This window comes from Streptomyces sp. NPDC039736 (assembly GCF_055596485.1).
This window is the reverse complement of the sequence record NZ_JBVIUQ010000018.1, coordinates 49,016-64,851: the sequence shown is the minus strand read 5'-3', so window position 1 is coordinate 64,851 and position 15,836 is coordinate 49,016. Positions and strand designations below refer to the sequence as shown.

Genomic DNA, 15,836 nt, shown 5'->3' with positions numbered 1-15,836 from the left:
GCTTTTCGGCGCGGGGGGCGGGCCTTCTCCGTGCCCCGGGGACCACGTGCTTCGCCCCGCCGGGGTCTGGCCCGGCGGGGCGAAGGGGACTCGCGGTGGCACCGCCATGCAGCACCGCGAGGATCAGGGGGGCCGCTGGGGCCCGTCCGGTTCAGCCGAAGCGGCCGGAGATGTAGTCCTCGGTGGCCTGGACGGAGGGGTTGGAGAAGATCCGTTCCGTCTCGTCGATCTCGATCAGCTTGCCGGGCTGGCCGACCGCCGCCAGGTTGAAGAAGGCGGTGCGGTCGGAGACGCGGGCGGCCTGCTGCATGTTGTGCGTCACGATGACGATCGTGAAGCGCTCCTTGAGCTCCCCGATCAGGTCCTCGATGGCGAGGGTGGAGATCGGGTCCAGGGCGGAGCACGGCTCGTCCATCAGGAGCACCTGGGGCTCGACCGCGATGGCGCGGGCGATGCACAGACGCTGCTGCTGGCCGCCGGAGAGGCCCGAGCCGGGCTTGTTCAGGCGGTCCTTGACCTCGTTCCAGAGGTTGGCGCCCTTGAGGGACTTCTCCACGACGTCGGCCAGTTCGGACTTCTTGTACGAGCCGTTCAGGCGCAGCCCCGCCGCCACGTTGTCGAAGATCGACATGGTGGGGAAGGGGTTGGGGCGCTGGAAGACCATGCCGACGGTACGGCGTACCGAGACCGGGTCGACGTTGGAGGCGTAGAGGTTCTCGTCGTCCAGGAGGACCTTGCCCTCGACCCGGCCGCCGGGGGTGACCTCGTGCATGCGGTTGAGGGTGCGCAGGAACGTCGACTTTCCGCAGCCGGAGGGGCCGATGAAGGCCGTGACGGAGCGGGGTTCGACGGTCATGGAGATGTCGTCGATGGCCCGGTGGGAGCCGTAGTAGGCGGAGAGTCCGGAGACGTCGATTCGCTTGGCCATGATGTCGGTCACTTCGCTTTCGGGGGGTGTCTCACGCGGCAGGGCCGCTCATCGGCGCTTCAGCGACCGGTCTTGGGTGCCTTCCAGCGGGCGATGCCGCGAGCCACCAGATTGAGGATCATGACGAAGGCGATGAGGACGAGGGCCGCTGCCCAGGCGCGGTCGTAGCTCGCCTCGCTGCCGACCCGGTACTGCTCCCAGATGTAGAAGGGGAGCGAGGACTGGGCGCCTTCGAAGGGGTTCGGGTTGATCAGCTGGCTGCCGAAGACGAGGAGCATGATCGGCGCGGTCTCGCCGGCGATGCGGGCGATGGCGAGCATGACGCCGGTGGTGATGCCGCCCAGGGCGGTCGGCAGGACCACCTTCAGGATCGTGCGCCACTTCGGTACGCCGAGGGCGAGGGAGGCCTCGCGCAGCTCGTTGGGGACCAGCTTGAGCATCTCCTCGGTGGAGCGGACGACCACCGGGACCATCAGGATGGCCAGGGCGAGCGCGCCCAGCAGGCCGGAGGGGCCCAGGCCGAACATCAGCATGATGGCCAGCAGGAACAGGCCGGCGACGATCGAGGGGATGCCGGTCATGACGTCCACGAAGAACGTCACCGCCTTGGCGAGCGCCCCCTTGCCGTACTCGACCAGGTAGACGGCGGTCAGCAGGCCGACCGGCGCGGCGATCAGGGTGGCGATGCCGACCTGCTCCAGGGTGCCGATCAGGGCGTGGTAGACGCCGCCGCCGGTCTCGAAGCCGGGGACGCCCGCCATCGAGTGGGTGAGGAAGTAACCGTCGAGGACCTTGATGCCGCGGCTGATCGTCGTCCACAGGAGGGAGACCAGCGGAATGATCGCGAGGAGGAAGCAGACCCAGACGACGCTGGTGGCGACCCGGTCCTTGGCCTGCCGCTTGCCCTCGACCGCGGTGCTGACCGTGTAGGTCAGGACGACGAACAGGAGGGCGGCGATCAGGCCCCACTGGACCTTGCTGTGCCAGCCGGCCACGAGGCCGAGGCCGGCGCCGAGCGCCAGGGACACGGCGGCGAAGCCGAAGGGCGACCAGCGCGGCAGGCTCTTGCCGGCCAGCGAGGAGGGGCGGGGGGCCGCGGGGGCGGTGGTGTCCTGGGTCATCGTTGCCTGGCTCATGCGTTGGCCCCCGAGTACTCCTTGCGGCGGGCGATGATCAGCCGGGCCGCGCCATTGACGATCAGGGTGAGGACGAAGAGGACCAGACCGGAGGCGATCAGTGCGTCCCGGCCGAGGTCGTCGGCCTCGTCGAACTTCGCGGCGATGTTCTGCGCGAAGGTGCCGCCGCCCGCGTCGAGCAGGTGGAAGGAGAGCAGGAAGTTGGGGGACAGGACGGTGGCGACGGCCATCGTCTCGCCGAGCGCGCGGCCCAGGCCCAGCATCGAGGCGCTGATCACTCCGGAGCGGCCGAAGGGGAGCACCGACATCCGGATGACTTCCCAGCGGGTGGCGCCGAGCGCGAGGGCGGCCTCCTCGTTCATCTTCGGGACCTGGAGGAAGACCTCGCGGCTGACGCTGGTCACGATCGGCAGGATCATGATCGCGAGCAGGATGCCGACGGTGAACAGGTTGCGGGCGGCGCCCACCTCGGTCTTCTCGAAGACGATCGTCCAGCCGAGGAAGGCGTCCAGCCAGGAGTTCAGGCCGTCGAGGTAGGGGACCAGGACCAGGGCGCCCCAGATGCCGTAGATGATCGACGGCACGGCGGCCAGCAGGTCCACCACGTAGGCGAGCGGCGCGGCCAGCTTGCGGGGCGCGTAGTGCGAGATGAACAGCGCGATGCCGACGGCGATCGGGACCGCGATGACCATCGCGATGACCGAGCTGACGACGGTGCCGTAGAGGAGTACGGCGATGCCGAAGACCGGCGGGTTGGCGGCCGGGTCCCAGTCGAAGGTGGTGAAGAAGTTGCCCTCGTTCTGGGTGAGGGCGGCGGTGGCGCGGACCGTCAGGAAGATCGCGATCGACGCCATGACGACGAGCAGCAGGATGCCGGAGCCCCGGGAGAGGCCCGAGAAGATCTTGTCGCCGGGGCGGTTCGCGGATTTCGCGGTGACGGGCGGTGGAGGTGGGGAGGGGGGCGAGTCGGTCGGTGTGGCGGTGATGGTCATGGTGGGTCTTTCCGGTCTGGGAGGGAGCGCCCTGGGGCGCTCCCGGGCGGCGGTGCACCGGATCGGGCTGGGTGGGGCGGGGTCGTGCCGGGCGGGCGGGGAGGCGGGCCGTGCGGGGCGCGCCTCCCGTCCCGGGTGCTGCGGGGTGTTACTTCAGGCCGGCGATGGTCTCGCGGACCTTGGCGTTGATCTCGGCCGGGATGGGCGCGTAGCCGATGCCGGAGAGGGCCTTCTGGCCGTCGTCGGAGGCGGTGTAGCCGAGGAAGGACTTGAGCGTCGGCAGGGTCTCCGGGTTGTTGCCCGAGTCGCAGACGATCTCGTACGTGACGAGGACCAGCGGGTAGGCGCCCTCGGCCTTGGTCGCGTAGTCCAGCTCCAGCGCCAGGTCCTTGCCGGTTCCCTTGATCTTGGCGGCGGCGATGGCCTTCGAGGCGTTCTCGGAGTTGGCGGCGACCGGGGCGGAGGCGCCGGTGTCGACCTTCACCGTGGGGATGGACTGCGAGGTCGCGTAGCTGAGCTCGAAGTAGCCGATGGCGCCTTCCACCTGCTTGACCTGGGCGGCGACACCGGCGGAGCCGTTGGCGCCCTGGCCGCCGGGGGCGGGCCACTTCTTCTCGGCCTCGTACTTCCAGTCGTTCGGGGCGGCCTTGCCCAGGTACTTGCCGAGGTTCTGGGTGGTGCCGGAGTCGCCGGAGCGGTGGACGGACTGGATGGGCTTGTCCGGCAGCTTGGCGTTCGGGTTGAGCTTGGCGATCGCCGGGTCGTTCCACTTCTTGATCTGGCTGTTGAAGATCTTGGCGATCGAGGAGGCGTCCAGGACCAGGTCCTTGACCTCGGGGAGGTTGTAGCCGATCGCGATCGGGCCGCCGACCATCGGCAGGTCGATGCCCTGGCCGGTCTTGCAGGCGGTCTTGGAGGCGGCGACCTCTTCGGGCTTCAGCGCGGAGTCGGAACCGGCGAAGCTGACGACGCCCTTGGTGAAGTTGCTGATGCCCTCGCCGGAGGAGGAGGACTTGTAGTTGACCTCGATGCCCTGGCAGGCGGCCATGTAGTTCTTGACCCAGAGGTCCATGGCGTTCTTCTGCGCGGAGGAGCCGGCGGCGAGGAGCTTGCCCTTGGCGCCTTCGCACTTGACGTTCTTGGCGGCGGTGTTGGTGCCGGTGCCGCCGGTGCCACCGGTGTTGTTGTCCGAGCCGCACGCCGTGAGGAGCAGGGCGCCGGAGACGGCGAGGGCGCCGAGTGCGGAGGCGCGGAGCCGGTTCTTGCGCGGGAGCTTCATCACTCTCTGGGTTCCTTCCGGGTGCCGCCGGGCCCTGTGGCGGGCGGCGTGCGAGGTGGGACAGGGGGGTTCTCGGCCGGATAGCCGGTCCCTTGCGTTGCCAGTACGAAATTAGGCAGATCAGGTGAAGCGGGCTGCGGGGGAGAGTGAACGGGGGGTGAACCGTGGCGGGCGGGCAGGGGACTTCCGGAGCTTCGCGTTCCTGCCCGGCTCATCCGTGCCCCGTTCCGGGGCGCGGGCAATCGCGCGCCCGCACATCGCCATGCGGGAACGAGGGGAATCAAGGGGGAACGGAGCCGTCCAGGGAGAGCGGGGAGAGGGAAGCTCCGCAGCTCAGAGGCTGGAGAGGAGGGCGGGCAGGAGCGGCCGGTCACGGGGGTGGGTGAGGCGGGTGGCGGCCGCGCCCGGCGGCAGCCAGAGGAGCCGGTCCACCTCGGAGTTGGCCGCGAAGGAGCCGGACACCGCCTCGGCGGCCCAGTAGAGGACCTGCTTGGGCCGCCCCCCGGTGACATACCGCAGGGTGGGCAGCCGCGCCCCCGGCCGGGCGTGGAAGCCGGTCTCCTCCAGGACCTCCCGCAGGGCCCCGGCGAGCGCATCCTCGCCGCGCTTCAGCTTGCCCTTGGGGAAGGACCAGTCGTCGTAGCGCGGCCGGTGCACCAGGCACACCTCGAGCTCCCCGTCGTACGGCGCCCGCCGCCACAGCACGCACCCCGCCGCCCGCACCACCCCGCTGCTCACCGCGCCACCACCGCCTGCCGCCACGCCCGCTGGAAGGCGAAGCGGGCCGCCTCGACCTCGTGGCGCTGTGAGGAGTGGAGCACCCCGAGCGCGTACGCCGTGGCGGGCGCGATGCGGGCGGTCCTGGCGGCCGCCGCCGCGGCGGCCCCCGCGTCGGCCGCGTCGCGGTGCCGGTCCAGGGCTCCGCCCGCCTCGGCGAGGGCCCCGGTGTCGCCGCCGGTGACGTCGGCCGCATACCGGTGCAGGCGGAGCAGCAGGCGTACGTGGTGCCAGGGGGAGTCCTGCCCGTCGTGGGCGGCCTCCGCGTTGTACGGGCGGGCCGCCCGGCCCAGGGGCAGCGCGTCCACCGCCTCGGTCAGCCGGCGGGCGGCCCGCGCCGCGTGTTCGTACGGGTCGCCGGGCACCACCGGCGCGTCCGACGCCAGCAGCGCCACCGCGTCGGCCAGCGCGTGGAAGCGGGCGGAGCCGAGGGCCTGGAGGGCGGCGGAGTGGGCCCGGGTGCGGGCCAGGGTGAGCTGCCGCTCCAGCAGGGCGCCGGCCCGGGCGATGCCGAGCGCGGTCTCCCGTACGGAGGCGGCGGACGGGTCGTCCCGCTGGCCCGGCACGGAGGCGCCGGAGCCCAGCCGCTCCATCGCCTCCAGCAGCCTGCCCAGCCGTGCCGCGCACGCGTGCTCCCGGCCCAGGGTGCTGCCCAGCCAGGCCAGTTCGGCCCGCAGCGGGTCCGCCCAGGCGGTGTCGGTCATCGGCCGGAAGGTGTGCAGGGCGCTGCCGATCCGGCGGGCCGCGCGCCGCATGTCGAGCGCCGAGCGCGCGGCCTGCGCCGGGTCGGCGGCGTCCGAGCCCTCCCGGTGCCGCCGCAGTGCGCGCAGGAACTCGGCGGCGTGGGCGTTCAGGTGGCCGGCGAGCATGGCCTCACCGCCCGTGACGGCGGCCGCGGCGCCGGGCCGGGCAGGGGGAGTCGAGGTAAGCGGTTCATGGTGTGGCACGCCGGCGCCTCCGGGCGTCGATCAGCATTTCCTGTACGTGACGAAGGGGGTGCCCGTCCGCGTCCGTGGCGTGGCGCGTCCAGTTGCCGTCCGGGCCCAGGTGCCAGGACGAGGTGGTGTCCGACATGCCGGTCTCCAGCATCCGGGACAGGGCGGCGCGGTGGGCCGGGTCGGTGACGCGGACCAGGGCCTCTATGCGCCGGTCGAGGTTGCGGTGCATCATGTCGGCGCTGCCGAACCAGACTTCGGGCTCGCCGCCGTTGCCGAAGGCGAAGACGCGGGAGTGCTCCAGGAACCGGCCGAGCACGGAACGCACCCGGATGTTCTCCGACAGGCCCGCCACGCCCGGCCGCACCGCGCAGATCCCGCGCACCCACACGTCCACCGGGACGCCCGCCTGGGAGGCCCGGTAGAGGGAGTCGATGACGGCCTCGTCGACCATCGAGTTGACCTTGATCCTGACGTACGCGGGGCGGCCGGCCCGGTGGTGCACGACCTCCTGGTTGATCCGCGAGACGAGGCCGTCGCGCAGGGACTTGGGCGCGACGAGCAGCCGCCGGTAGGTCTCGCGGCGCGAGTACCCCGACAGCCGGTTGAAGAGGTCCGAGAGGTCCGCCCCGACCTGCGGATCGGTCGTGAGCAGCCCCAGGTCCTCGTACAGGCGGGCCGTCTTGGGGTGGTAGTTGCCCGTCCCGACGTGGCTGTAGCGGCGCAGCGTGTCGCCCTCCTGCCGGACGACCAGGGAGAGCTTGCAGTGGGTCTTCAGCCCGACGAGGCCGTAGACGACGTGGCAGCCCGCCTCCTCCAGCTTCCGCGCCCACTTGATGTTCGCCTGCTCGTCGAAGCGGGCCTTGATCTCCACCAGTACGAGGACCTGCTTGCCGGACTCGGCGGCGTCGATCAGCGCGTCCACTATCGGCGAGTCGCCCGAGGTGCGGTACAGCGTCTGCTTGATGGCCAGCACGTCCGGGTCGGCGGCGGCCTGCTCCAGGAAGAGCTGGACGGAGGTCGAGAAGGAGTCGTACGGGTGGTGCAGCAGGACGTCCCGCTCGCGCAGGGCGGCGAAGATGTCCGGCGCGGACGCCGACTCGACCTCGGCGAGGTCGCGGTGGGTGCCGGCGATGAAGCGCGGGTACTTCAGCTCGGGCCGGTCGAGCCCGGCGATGCCGAAGAGGCCGGTGAGGTCCAGCGGGCCGGGCAGCGGGTAGACCTCCGCGTCGGAGACCTTCAACTCCCTTACCAGCAGGTCCAGTACGTACGGGTCGATGGACTCCTCGACCTCCAGGCGCACCGGCGGCCCGAAGCGGCGCCGCATCAGCTCCTTCTCCAGGGCCTTGAGGAGGTTCTCGGCGTCGTCCTCCTCGACCTCCAGGTCCTCGTTGCGCGTCACCCGGAAGGCGTGGTGGGCCAGCACCTCCATCCCCGGGAACAGCTCCTCCAGGTGCGCCGCGATGACGTCTTCGAGGGGCACGTACCGCTCGGGCGAGGCCTCCAGGAAGCGTGTGAGCAGCGGCGGGACCTTCACGCGGGCGAAGTGGCGGTGCCCGCTGACCGGGTTGCGCACCACCACCGCGAGGTTCAGGGACAGCCCCGAGATGTACGGGAAGGGGTGCGCGGGGTCCACCGCCAGCGGGGTCAGCACCGGGAAGATCTGCTGCCGGAACAGGGTGAAGAGGCGGGCCTGCTCCTTCTCCGTGAGTTCCGGCCAGCGGATGAGGTGGATGCCCTCGTCGGCCAGCGCCGGGCAGATGTCCTGCTGGAAACAGGCGGCGTGCCGGGCCATGAGCTCGCGCGAACGCGTCCAGATCAGGTCCAGCACCTCGCGCGGCTGGAGTCCGGAGGCGGACCGGGTGGCCACTCCCGTCGCGATGCGCCGCTTGAGACCGGCGACCCGGACCATGAAGAACTCGTCCAGGTTGCTGGCGAAGATGGCCAGGAAATTAGCCCGTTCGAGGAGGGGGGTGCTGGGGTCCTCGGCCAGTTCCAGGACCCGCTCGTTGAACGCGAGCCAGCTCCGCTCCCGGTCCAGGAAACGCCCCTGGGGCAGCGGGACGCGGGTGCCGTCCCCGCCCTCCTCCTCGCTCTCCTCGTACGTGTCCAGGTCGGAGTCCAGGTCCGGATCGAACCCGGAGGAGGGTGCGGCGGCCAGGGTGTGCGGCCGGTGGGCGGCTATGGCGCCGACCGAGGGCTGCGCGTGCTGGACCGGGACGTCGGCACTCGCGCCGGCGTTCTCGCTCGCGCTCTGGCTCGTGCTCTTGCTGGCGCCGGTGCTGGGCTGCTGGCTCATGGACCCATTCTTCCGTGCGGGGCCCTCGGCGGGCGCGCCGAAATAGAGGGCGGCGGGAGGGGTGGGCGCGGGGGGTCGCATTGAGCGAGGGTCGCAAGGGTGTCTGAATCCCGGGTTACGGGGAGGTGGCCCCTCGGGGAGCGGCGGCGAACCGGGTCCCTCCGCACCGGACCGCCCGCGGCCCTCCGGCCGGGACGCCGGCGCCCCGTGCCCCGCGGGTTCTATTCCTCCCGCTGCCGCGCCCGCTGGGCCCGCCAGCGTTCCATCATCAGCGGGATCTCCTCCTGGACGAAGGCGAAGAATTCCGCCGACTCCGCGATGCGGCGGCCCGCCGGGGTGTCCGGGCCCAGCAGCTCCGCGCCCTCCACGAGGACCGCCTCCCAGCGCACCAGGATCTGGTCGCGGCGGCCGAAGGCCTCGTACCAGAGCTGGTCGTGCAGGAGGTAGCGGTCGCGCCGGGTGCCCGGTTCGCGTTCGCGGCGGACCATGCTCACGTGCGTGAGGTAGCGGATCGCGCCCGAGACCGCCGCCGGGCTGATCCGGAGCTGCTCGGAGAGCTCGGTGGAGGTCAGGGAGCCCTTCTCGGAGGCGAGGAGCGCCGCGAAGACCCGGGAGGCCATCCGCTGCATGCCCGCGTCCGCCATCTCGCCCGCGAAGCGCTCCACGAACCGGGACACGGCCTCGGGGTCCCGTCCGCCGCCCGGCGGGGCACCGTTCGTACTGGTCATCGGCCCATCTTCTCCCCTGCTCCGGGTCCCCCCGCCGTCGCCCCGACTTTATACGCTTCCTTAACTTCACAAATTTGTGAAGTAAGCGTACGTTCAAAAACATGACCACCGCACTCAGCGTCGCCGGACTCCGCAAGTCCTTCGGGCGCACGCACGCATTGGACGGACTGGACCTGGAGGTCCGCTCCGGCGAGGTCCACGGCTTCCTCGGCCCCAACGGGTCCGGCAAGTCCACCGCCATCCGCGTCCTGCTGGGCCTGCTGCGCCCCGATTCCGGGACCGTGCGGCTGCTCGGCGGCGACCCCTGGCGGGACGCGGTCGCCCTGCACCGGCGGATCGCCTACGTGCCCGGCGACGTCACCCTGTGGCGCAACCTCTCCGGGGGCGAAGCCATCGACCTGTACGGCGCCCTGCGCGGCGGGCTCGACCCGGCGCGGCGGGCCGAGCTGGTCGCGCGGTTCGAGCTCGACCCGACCAAGAAGGGACGTACGTACTCCAAGGGCAACCGGCAGAAGGTCGCCCTCGTCGCCGCCTTCGCCGCCCGCGACGTCGACCTGCTGATCCTCGACGAGCCGACCAGCGGGCTCGACCCGCTGATGGAGTCGGTGTTCCAGCGCTGCGTGCGGGAGGCCCGCGACGACGGGCGGACCGTGCTGCTGTCCTCGCACATCCTCAGCGAGGTCGAGACCCTCTGCGACCGGGTCAGCATCATCCGCCGGGGCCGCACCGTCGAGACCGGCTCGCTCGCCGAGCTGCGCCACCTCGCCCGCACGTCCATCACCGCCGAACTGGCCTCCGCGCCCGACGGCGTCGCCGCGCTCCCCGGCGTCCACGACGTCGATGTGCGGGGCCGCCGGGTCCGCCTCCAGGTCGACACCGACAAGCTGGACGCGGTCCTCGGCGCGCTCACCGCGGCCGGCGTGCGCTCGCTGACCAGCACGCCGCCGACGCTGGAGGAGCTGTTCCTGCGGCACTACAGCGACGCGCGCGCCGAGGGGGTGCCCGCGCGATGAGCGCGCTCACCCCCGCGCCCGCCCGGTCGCGCCGACTGGCCGGCACGGGAACCCTGTTGCGGCTCGCCCTGCGGCGCGACCGGATCGTGCTGCCGGTGTGGGTCCTGGTGCTCGGCCTGGTCGTGAGCAGCGGCGCCGGCACGGTCGAGGGGCTGTACGGCACGGCCGCCGAGCGCGCCCAGGTGGCCGGGACGATGTCCGCGAACGGTTCGCTGCGCGCCCTGTACGGACCGGTCTTCGACTCCTCCGTCGGCGGCCTCGTGGCCTGGCGGCTCGGCGGGTTCGTCGCCCTGATGGCGGGCGCGATGAGCCTGGTCGTCGTCGTACGGCACACCCGGGAGGAAGAGGAGACCGGGCGGCAGGAGCTGCTGTCGTCGGCCGTGGTGGGACGCCGGGCCCCGCTGGCCGCGGCCCTGCTCACCGCCCTCGTCGCCGACACGGCCCTGGTGCTCCTCACCTTCGGCGGCCTCGCCTCCGCCACCGGCGACACGGCCGGGGCGCTCGCGCTCGGCCTCGGCATCGGCGCGACGGGCATGTTCTTCGCCGGGGTCGCGGCCGTCACCGCCCAGCTCAGCGAGAGCGCCCGGCTGGCGAAGGGGCTGGCGGCGGCGGTGCTCGGCGCGTCCTTCGTGCTGCGGGCCGCCGGCGACGCCGCGACGGCGGACGCCTCGTCCGCGCTGAACTGGATCTCCCCGCTCGGCTGGACCGAGAACATCCGCCCGTACGCCGCCGAACGCTGGTGGGTCCTGCTGCTGCTCCTCGCCGGTGCGGCCCTGCTGGCGGTGGCGGCGCAGCTCCTGGCCGCCCGCCGGGACGTCGGCATGAGCTTCCTGCCCGCCCGGCCGGGACCCGCCGCCGGACGCCTGTCCTCCGCGTACGGACTGGCCCTGCGCCTCCAGCGCGGCACCCTGGCCGCCTGGACCGTCGCCTTCCTGCTCTGCGGCCTGCTCTTCGGCGGCATGACGGACGGTGTGAGCGACCTGCTCGGGGGCAGTGCGCGGACGGCCGAGATCTTCCAGCGCCTGGGCGGGAAGCAGGGGTTGAGCGAGGCGTTCCTCGCCGCGATGGTCGGGCTGCTGGGCATGGTGGCGGCGCTGTACGTCGTCGGGTCCGTGCTGCGCCTGCACGGCGAGGAGACCTCGGGCCGGGCCGAACCGGTGCTGGCGGGCGCGGTGGGACGGCTGCGCTGGGCGGCCGGTCACCTGGCCGTCGCGTTCGGCGGCACGGTGCTCGTCCTGCTCGCCGGAGGGCTGGGGCTGGCCCTCGGGTACGGCGAGGGCTTCGCGCCGGTGCTGGGGGCGTGCCTGGTCCAGGTGCCGGCGGTGTGGGCGCTGGGGGGCCTGGCGGTGCTGCTGTACGGCTTCGTGCCCGCGCTGGCGCAGGCGGCCTGGGGCCTGACGGGGCTGTGCCTGGCGGTGGGGTGGATCGGGCCGCTGACCGGCGCGCCGGACGCGCTGCTGCGGATCTCCCCGTTCGGGCATCTGCCGAAGCTGCCGGGGGCGGGGATGGAGTGGACCCCGGTGACGGTGCTGCTGGGGCTCGCGGTGGCCCTGGTGGGAGCGGGGCTGGCGGGACTGCGGAGGCGGGACGTGACGGGGTAGGGGCGTCCGGCTCGGGGCCGAGGGGGGCGGCCCCCCTCGGCCGGTCCGAGGCACCGCTCAGGGTCTCGGGGCGAGCACCCCGGGGGCCCGGGGCGCCCGCTCAGGGCCCCGGAACGACCGGAGCATCCGGATCGACGGGACCGCCCGAGCCGCCCGGGCCGCCCGGATCAACCGAACCGACCGGATCGAGCGGCTCAAGCGGTTCGACCGGACCGGCCGAACCGACCGGCACGACCAGCCGCCACCCGCCCTCCCGCACCGTCCACGTCCTCCTCCGGACCGGGCCCCCCACCGCCCCGTCCGCCCGGTAGCGGAAGTCCGGGCCCGAGACCGTCACCGTGCGGGCGCGGGCCGACGCGCCCGAGGTTCCCGCGACCTCCACCTCGACCGTGCCGCCGCCCCGGGAACGGAGCGACACGCCCCGCACCGCCTCGTCGAGATCGCTCAGCAGCACCCCGTCCGCCTCCACCCGCAGCCGGTACGTCACCAGCCGCTCCGGCGGCGTCGGGCGCACCAGCGTACGGACGAGGGAACGGCAGGCCGTCCAGACCGAGGGCGGGCTCCCGGAGGCCGCGCCCGGCCCCGAGGGCGAGAGCGCCGGGACGCGCAGCCCGCCCAGGACCACCCCGTCGCTGTCGTCGACCAGGAGGTCGAGCCGGCGCGAGGCCCCCTCCAGGACCGCCCGCGCCGCCGCCACCGTCTCCGTCGGCACGCCGAGGGAGCGCGCGAGCACCACCCGGTCGCCCACCGGGACGAGCCCCACCGGCCGCCCGTCGGAGAGCTCGCGTTCGCGGTGCAGCAGGCCCACGGCCCGTAACAGCGCCCGGTCGTCACCGATCACCACCAGCCGCCTGCGGCCCCGGCGGGACAGGGCCCGCGCGAACTCCTCGGCACTCTCCGGAAGAGAGATCCTCGTCCGTGCCCCGGCGCCCAGCACGTCCTTCGCGATGCGCACGGACTCGCCGTCCGTACGCCGGGCGACCGGGTCGATGACCACCATGAGCTGGTCGGGAGCCGACACCTCGGTCCTTCCTCGGGTAGCATCTTTGTGCAAGAGCCCCTTGCGCTATTGCGCCAGGGGCTTCGTCTATTCCGGGGCAGCTCGTTCAGCGGTCAAGGCACGCGACGGACGTCAGCAGACGTCTCGTACGCCGACACAGTCGTCGGCGCACGTCATCGCGCACTCCCCTTGGCCTTGGACATGCCCCGCCCGGAAGGGGTGTACGCCTGTGCCCGCACTTGTGCTGCTCGGTGCTCAGTGGGGTGACGAAGGCAAGGGAAAGGCCACCGACCTGCTCGGTGGGTCCGTTGACTATGTGGTGCGCTACCAGGGCGGCAACAACGCCGGCCACACGGTCGTCGTCGGCGACCAGAAGTACGCGCTGCATCTTCTCCCTTCCGGAATCCTCTCGCCTGAGTGCACGCCGGTCATCGGAAACGGTGTCGTCGTCGATCCCGCCGTCCTGCTCTCCGAGCTGAGCGGACTGAACGACCGCGGTGTCGACACGTCCAAGCTCCTGATCAGCGGCAACGCTCACCTGATCACGCCGTACAACGTCACCGTCGACAAGGTGACGGAACGGTTCCTCGGCAAGCGGAAGATCGGTACGACCGGCCGGGGCATCGGTCCGACGTACGCCGACAAGATCAACCGCGTCGGCATCCGCGTCCAGGACCTCTACGACGAGTCGATCCTCACCCAGAAGGTCGAAGCGGCGCTGGAGACCAAGAACCAGCTCCTCACGAAGCTCTACAACCGCCGCGCCATCGAGTCGGCGCGGATCGTCGAGGAGATGCTCCAGTACGCGGAGCAGATCAAGCCCTTCGTCGCCGACACCACCCTGATCCTCAACAAGGCGCTGGACGAGGACAAGGTGGTCCTCTTCGAGGGCGGCCAGGGCACCCTGCTCGACGTCGACCACGGCACGTACCCCTTCGTCACCTCCTCGAACCCGACCGCGGGCGGCGCCTGCACGGGTGCGGGCGTGGGCCCGACGAAGATCAGCCGCGTCATCGGCATCCTGAAGGCGTACACGACCCGCGTCGGCGCGGGCCCGTTCCCGACGGAGCTGTTCGACGAGGACGGCGAGGCGCTGCGCCGCATCGGCGGCGAGCGCGGTGTCACCACCGGCCGCGACCGCCGCTGCGGCTGGTTCGACGCGCCGATCGCGCGTTACGCCACCCGGGTGAACGGCCTCACGGACTTCTTCCTCACCAAGCTGGACGTCCTGACCGGCTGGGAGGAGATCCCCGTCTGCGTCGCGTACGAGATCGACGGCAAGCGCGTCGAGGAGCTGCCGTACTCGCAGACCGACTTCCACCACGCGAAGCCGATCTACGAGAAGCTCCCCGGCTGGTCCGAGGACATCACCAAGGCCAAGACCTTCGCCGACCTGCCGAAGAACGCGCAGGCGTACGTGAAGGCGCTGGAGGAGATGTCGGGCGCGCCGATCTCCGCGATCGGCGTCGGCCCCGGCCGCACCGAGACGATCGAGATCAACTCCTTCATCTAGGGGCTTTCGGCGGTACGGGAAGGGGCGTCCGGACTTCGGTCCGGGCGCCCCTTCCGTCATGCCCCGACGCGCCCGGTCTTGTGAGAACTCTGGTCAACAGGCGTACCCCTTGGTAACTTTCGGCGCTGTTACCGCCAGGTAACACCCCCCCCACGCCGTCCCCGTGTTCCATGAGCCGAATCCGAGGGAACCCATGCCCCGCAGCACCGCACCGCGCCTCGCACCCCGCCGCACGCCGGGCAGGCTGGCCGCCGCCGTCGTCACCGCCCTGGCCGTCACCGCCGTCCCGATGACCGCCACCGCCACCGCGTCCGCCGCCCCGCGCGAGGCCGTCTCCGCCGCCGCGAAGGACCCCTTCTACGCGTACGACGGAAGCAAGCCGCTCTCCGAGTACGCCCCCGGCGACGTGCTGAAGACGCGCACGCTGAAGTACCACGTCCTCGGCGTCCCGACCCCCGTCAGGGCGACTCAGCTCCTCTTCCGCACGGTCGACGCCCAGGGCAGGCCGTCGGCCGGGGTGACCTCGGTCGTGCGCAGCCCGAACGGCGACAGCGGCAAGGCCGTCTCCTACCAGTCGTTCTACGACTCCCTCGACCCCGAGCACGGACCGTCCCGGGCGATCGCCGGTGACGTCTCCCTCGGCGGCGCGATCGCCAACGGCGAGTCCCTGCTCCTGGCGCCGCTGCTGCTCGCGGGCTACAACGTCGTCATCCCGGACACCGAGGGCCAGACCGCCAACTTCGCGGCCGGCCCCGAGTACGGCACGACCACGCTCGACTCGATCCGGGCCGCGAGCAAAGCCCCGGAGACCGGCCTGAACTCCGCCACCCGGTTCGGGCTCGCCGGGTACTCCGGCGGGGCCATCGCCACCCACTGGGCGGCCGTCCTCGCCCCGGGCTACGCGCCGGACGTCAACAGGAGACTGGTCGGCTACGCGGAGGGCGGGCTGCTGGTGAACCCGTCCCACAACCTCAAGTACATCAGCGGCAGTTCGATCTGGGCGGGCGTCGCGCCGATGGCCGTGATCGGGGCGGCCCGCGCGTACGACATCGACTTCACGCCCTACCTCAACGACTACGGCCTGAAGGTCTTCAAGAAGCTGGAGAAGGCGTCCATCGCGAACGCGCTGGGCCAGTACCCGGGTCTGACCTGGAAGAAGATGGTCAAGCCGCAGTACGAGAACCCGAACTCGGTGGGCCCCTTCCTGGAGGCCGTGAACAAGCTCAACCTCGGCTCGGCGGCCACCCCGCAGATCCCCGGCTACATCGCCCAGGGCAACGGCGGCGTCCTCGAAGGCACCCTCAGCAACCACCCGGGCATCGGCCGGGGCGACGGCGTCATGGTGTCCGGCGACGTGCGGGCGCTGGCACGGCAGTACTGCGCCAAGGGCGGCACGGCGATCAAGTACCAGCAGTTCGAGCTGCTGAGCCACGTCGGGGCCGCCGTGCCGTGGGCCCCCACCGCCCTGGGCTGGCTGAACGACCGCTTCGCGGGCAAGAAGGCGCCGTCGGACTGCGGGCGCATCCCGGCGGGCAACTCGCTGGACCCGGAGGTTCCGACGGGGTCCTGAGGGCGGGGCGCCCGGGTGCGGCCGGGGCCGCGGACCGCACCCGGGTGACGCTCCATGCCTTCCTG

General features: G+C 72.1%; 13 protein-coding genes. 4 read left to right on the top strand and 9 right to left on the bottom strand.

Annotation, left to right across the window (positions count from 1 at the left end; translation table 11 throughout):
* Positions 1 to 151: 151 nt before the first annotated feature.
* From pstB to ACZ56L_RS34485, 8 genes are all read right to left on the bottom strand, one after another.
* A complete protein-coding gene (gene pstB, locus ACZ56L_RS34520; RefSeq protein ID WP_345220487.1) occupies positions 152 to 928 on the bottom strand; it encodes a phosphate ABC transporter ATP-binding protein PstB in 777 nt (258 codons plus the stop codon).
* Between the two features lie 59 nt (positions 929 to 987).
* The gene (gene pstA / locus ACZ56L_RS34515) at positions 988 to 2,064 is read right to left on the bottom strand and encodes a phosphate ABC transporter permease PstA (protein ID WP_471069002.1); all 1,077 of its coding nucleotides are present in this window, start codon (positions 2,062 to 2,064) and stop codon (positions 988 to 990) included.
* Positions 2,061 to 3,056, bottom strand: a complete 996-nt coding sequence (gene pstC, locus ACZ56L_RS34510) for a phosphate ABC transporter permease subunit PstC (RefSeq protein ID WP_471069000.1) — start codon at positions 3,054 to 3,056, stop codon at positions 2,061 to 2,063. The genes pstA and pstC overlap by 4 nt, the downstream gene beginning before the upstream one ends.
* Before the next feature lie 148 nt (positions 3,057 to 3,204).
* The gene (pstS, locus tag ACZ56L_RS34505) at positions 3,205 to 4,335 is read right to left on the bottom strand and encodes a phosphate ABC transporter substrate-binding protein PstS (RefSeq protein WP_468690862.1); all 1,131 of its coding nucleotides are present in this window, start codon (positions 4,333 to 4,335) and stop codon (positions 3,205 to 3,207) included.
* Positions 4,336 to 4,668: 333 nt separating this feature from the next.
* Positions 4,669 to 5,073: an NUDIX hydrolase gene (locus tag ACZ56L_RS34500; RefSeq protein WP_471068998.1), complete on the bottom strand. Its 405-nt coding sequence runs from the start codon at positions 5,071 to 5,073 to the stop codon at positions 4,669 to 4,671.
* Positions 5,070 to 6,059 carry a CHAD domain-containing protein gene (locus ACZ56L_RS34495; RefSeq protein WP_401765639.1) on the bottom strand — a complete coding sequence of 330 codons (990 nt, stop codon included), beginning with the start codon at positions 6,057 to 6,059 and terminating at the stop codon, positions 5,070 to 5,072. The genes ACZ56L_RS34500 and ACZ56L_RS34495 overlap by 4 nt, the downstream gene beginning before the upstream one ends.
* Entirely contained in the window at positions 6,046 to 8,346 is a 2,301-nt protein-coding gene (locus tag ACZ56L_RS34490) for an RNA degradosome polyphosphate kinase (protein ID WP_401765637.1), read from the bottom strand. Before ACZ56L_RS34490 ends, ACZ56L_RS34495 begins: the two co-directional genes overlap by 14 nt.
* Positions 8,347 to 8,567: 221 nt before the next feature.
* Complete coding sequence (locus ACZ56L_RS34485; protein WP_345220469.1) at positions 8,568 to 9,074, bottom strand: GbsR/MarR family transcriptional regulator; 507 nt, start codon at positions 9,072 to 9,074, stop codon at positions 8,568 to 8,570.
* Positions 9,075 to 9,175: 101 nt separating this feature from the next.
* Between ACZ56L_RS34485 and ACZ56L_RS34480 the strand changes: the two genes are divergently transcribed.
* Together ACZ56L_RS34480 and ACZ56L_RS34475 are read left to right on the top strand one after the other, a co-directional pair.
* Positions 9,176 to 10,087, top strand: coding sequence for an ABC transporter ATP-binding protein (locus tag ACZ56L_RS34480; RefSeq protein WP_468690856.1), 912 nt, complete (start codon positions 9,176 to 9,178; stop codon positions 10,085 to 10,087).
* A complete protein-coding gene (locus tag ACZ56L_RS34475; RefSeq protein WP_471068994.1) occupies positions 10,084 to 11,688 on the top strand; it encodes an ABC transporter permease in 1,605 nt (534 codons plus the stop codon). Before ACZ56L_RS34480 ends, ACZ56L_RS34475 begins: the two co-directional genes overlap by 4 nt.
* A gap of 100 nt (positions 11,689 to 11,788) precedes the next feature.
* On the opposite strand, the gene ACZ56L_RS34470 is transcribed toward ACZ56L_RS34475, so the two are convergent.
* A complete protein-coding gene (locus ACZ56L_RS34470; RefSeq protein ID WP_471069028.1) occupies positions 11,789 to 12,688 on the bottom strand; it encodes a diacylglycerol kinase family protein in 900 nt (299 codons plus the stop codon).
* A gap of 229 nt (positions 12,689 to 12,917) precedes the next feature.
* Between ACZ56L_RS34470 and ACZ56L_RS34465 the strand changes: the two genes are divergently transcribed.
* Positions 12,918 to 14,201 (top strand): adenylosuccinate synthase, encoded by a 1,284-nt coding sequence (locus ACZ56L_RS34465; RefSeq protein ID WP_345220462.1) that lies wholly within the window; start codon positions 12,918 to 12,920, stop codon positions 14,199 to 14,201.
* A 193-nt stretch (positions 14,202 to 14,394) separates the two neighbouring features.
* Positions 14,395 to 15,771 carry a lipase family protein gene (locus ACZ56L_RS34460; protein WP_401765631.1) on the top strand — a complete coding sequence of 459 codons (1,377 nt, stop codon included), beginning with the start codon at positions 14,395 to 14,397 and terminating at the stop codon, positions 15,769 to 15,771.
* The last annotated feature ends 65 nt before the right edge of the window (positions 15,772 to 15,836 follow it).

Bases quoted from the DNA above. Each gene is read 5' to 3' on its own strand.
- pstB (WP_345220487.1), bottom strand. From the start codon at position 928: ATGGCCAAGCGAATCGACGTCTCCGGACTCTCCGCCTACTACGGCTCC.
- pstA (WP_471069002.1), bottom strand. From the start codon at position 2,064: ATGAGCCAGGCAACGATGACCCAGGACACCACCGCCCCCGCGGCCCCC.
- pstC (WP_471069000.1), bottom strand. From the start codon at position 3,056: ATGACCATCACCGCCACACCGACCGACTCGCCCCCCTCCCCACCTCCA.
- pstS (WP_468690862.1), bottom strand. From the start codon at position 4,335: ATGAAGCTCCCGCGCAAGAACCGGCTCCGCGCCTCCGCACTCGGCGCC.
- ACZ56L_RS34490 (WP_401765637.1), bottom strand. From the start codon at position 8,346: ATGAGCCAGCAGCCCAGCACCGGCGCCAGCAAGAGCACGAGCCAGAGC.
- ACZ56L_RS34485 (WP_345220469.1), bottom strand. From the start codon at position 9,074: ATGACCAGTACGAACGGTGCCCCGCCGGGCGGCGGACGGGACCCCGAG.
- ACZ56L_RS34480 (WP_468690856.1), top strand. From the start codon at position 9,176: ATGACCACCGCACTCAGCGTCGCCGGACTCCGCAAGTCCTTCGGGCGC.
- ACZ56L_RS34475 (WP_471068994.1), top strand. From the start codon at position 10,084: ATGAGCGCGCTCACCCCCGCGCCCGCCCGGTCGCGCCGACTGGCCGGC.
- ACZ56L_RS34470 (WP_471069028.1), bottom strand. From the start codon at position 12,688: ATGGTGGTCATCGACCCGGTCGCCCGGCGTACGGACGGCGAGTCCGTG.
- ACZ56L_RS34460 (WP_401765631.1), top strand. From the start codon at position 14,395: ATGCCCCGCAGCACCGCACCGCGCCTCGCACCCCGCCGCACGCCGGGC.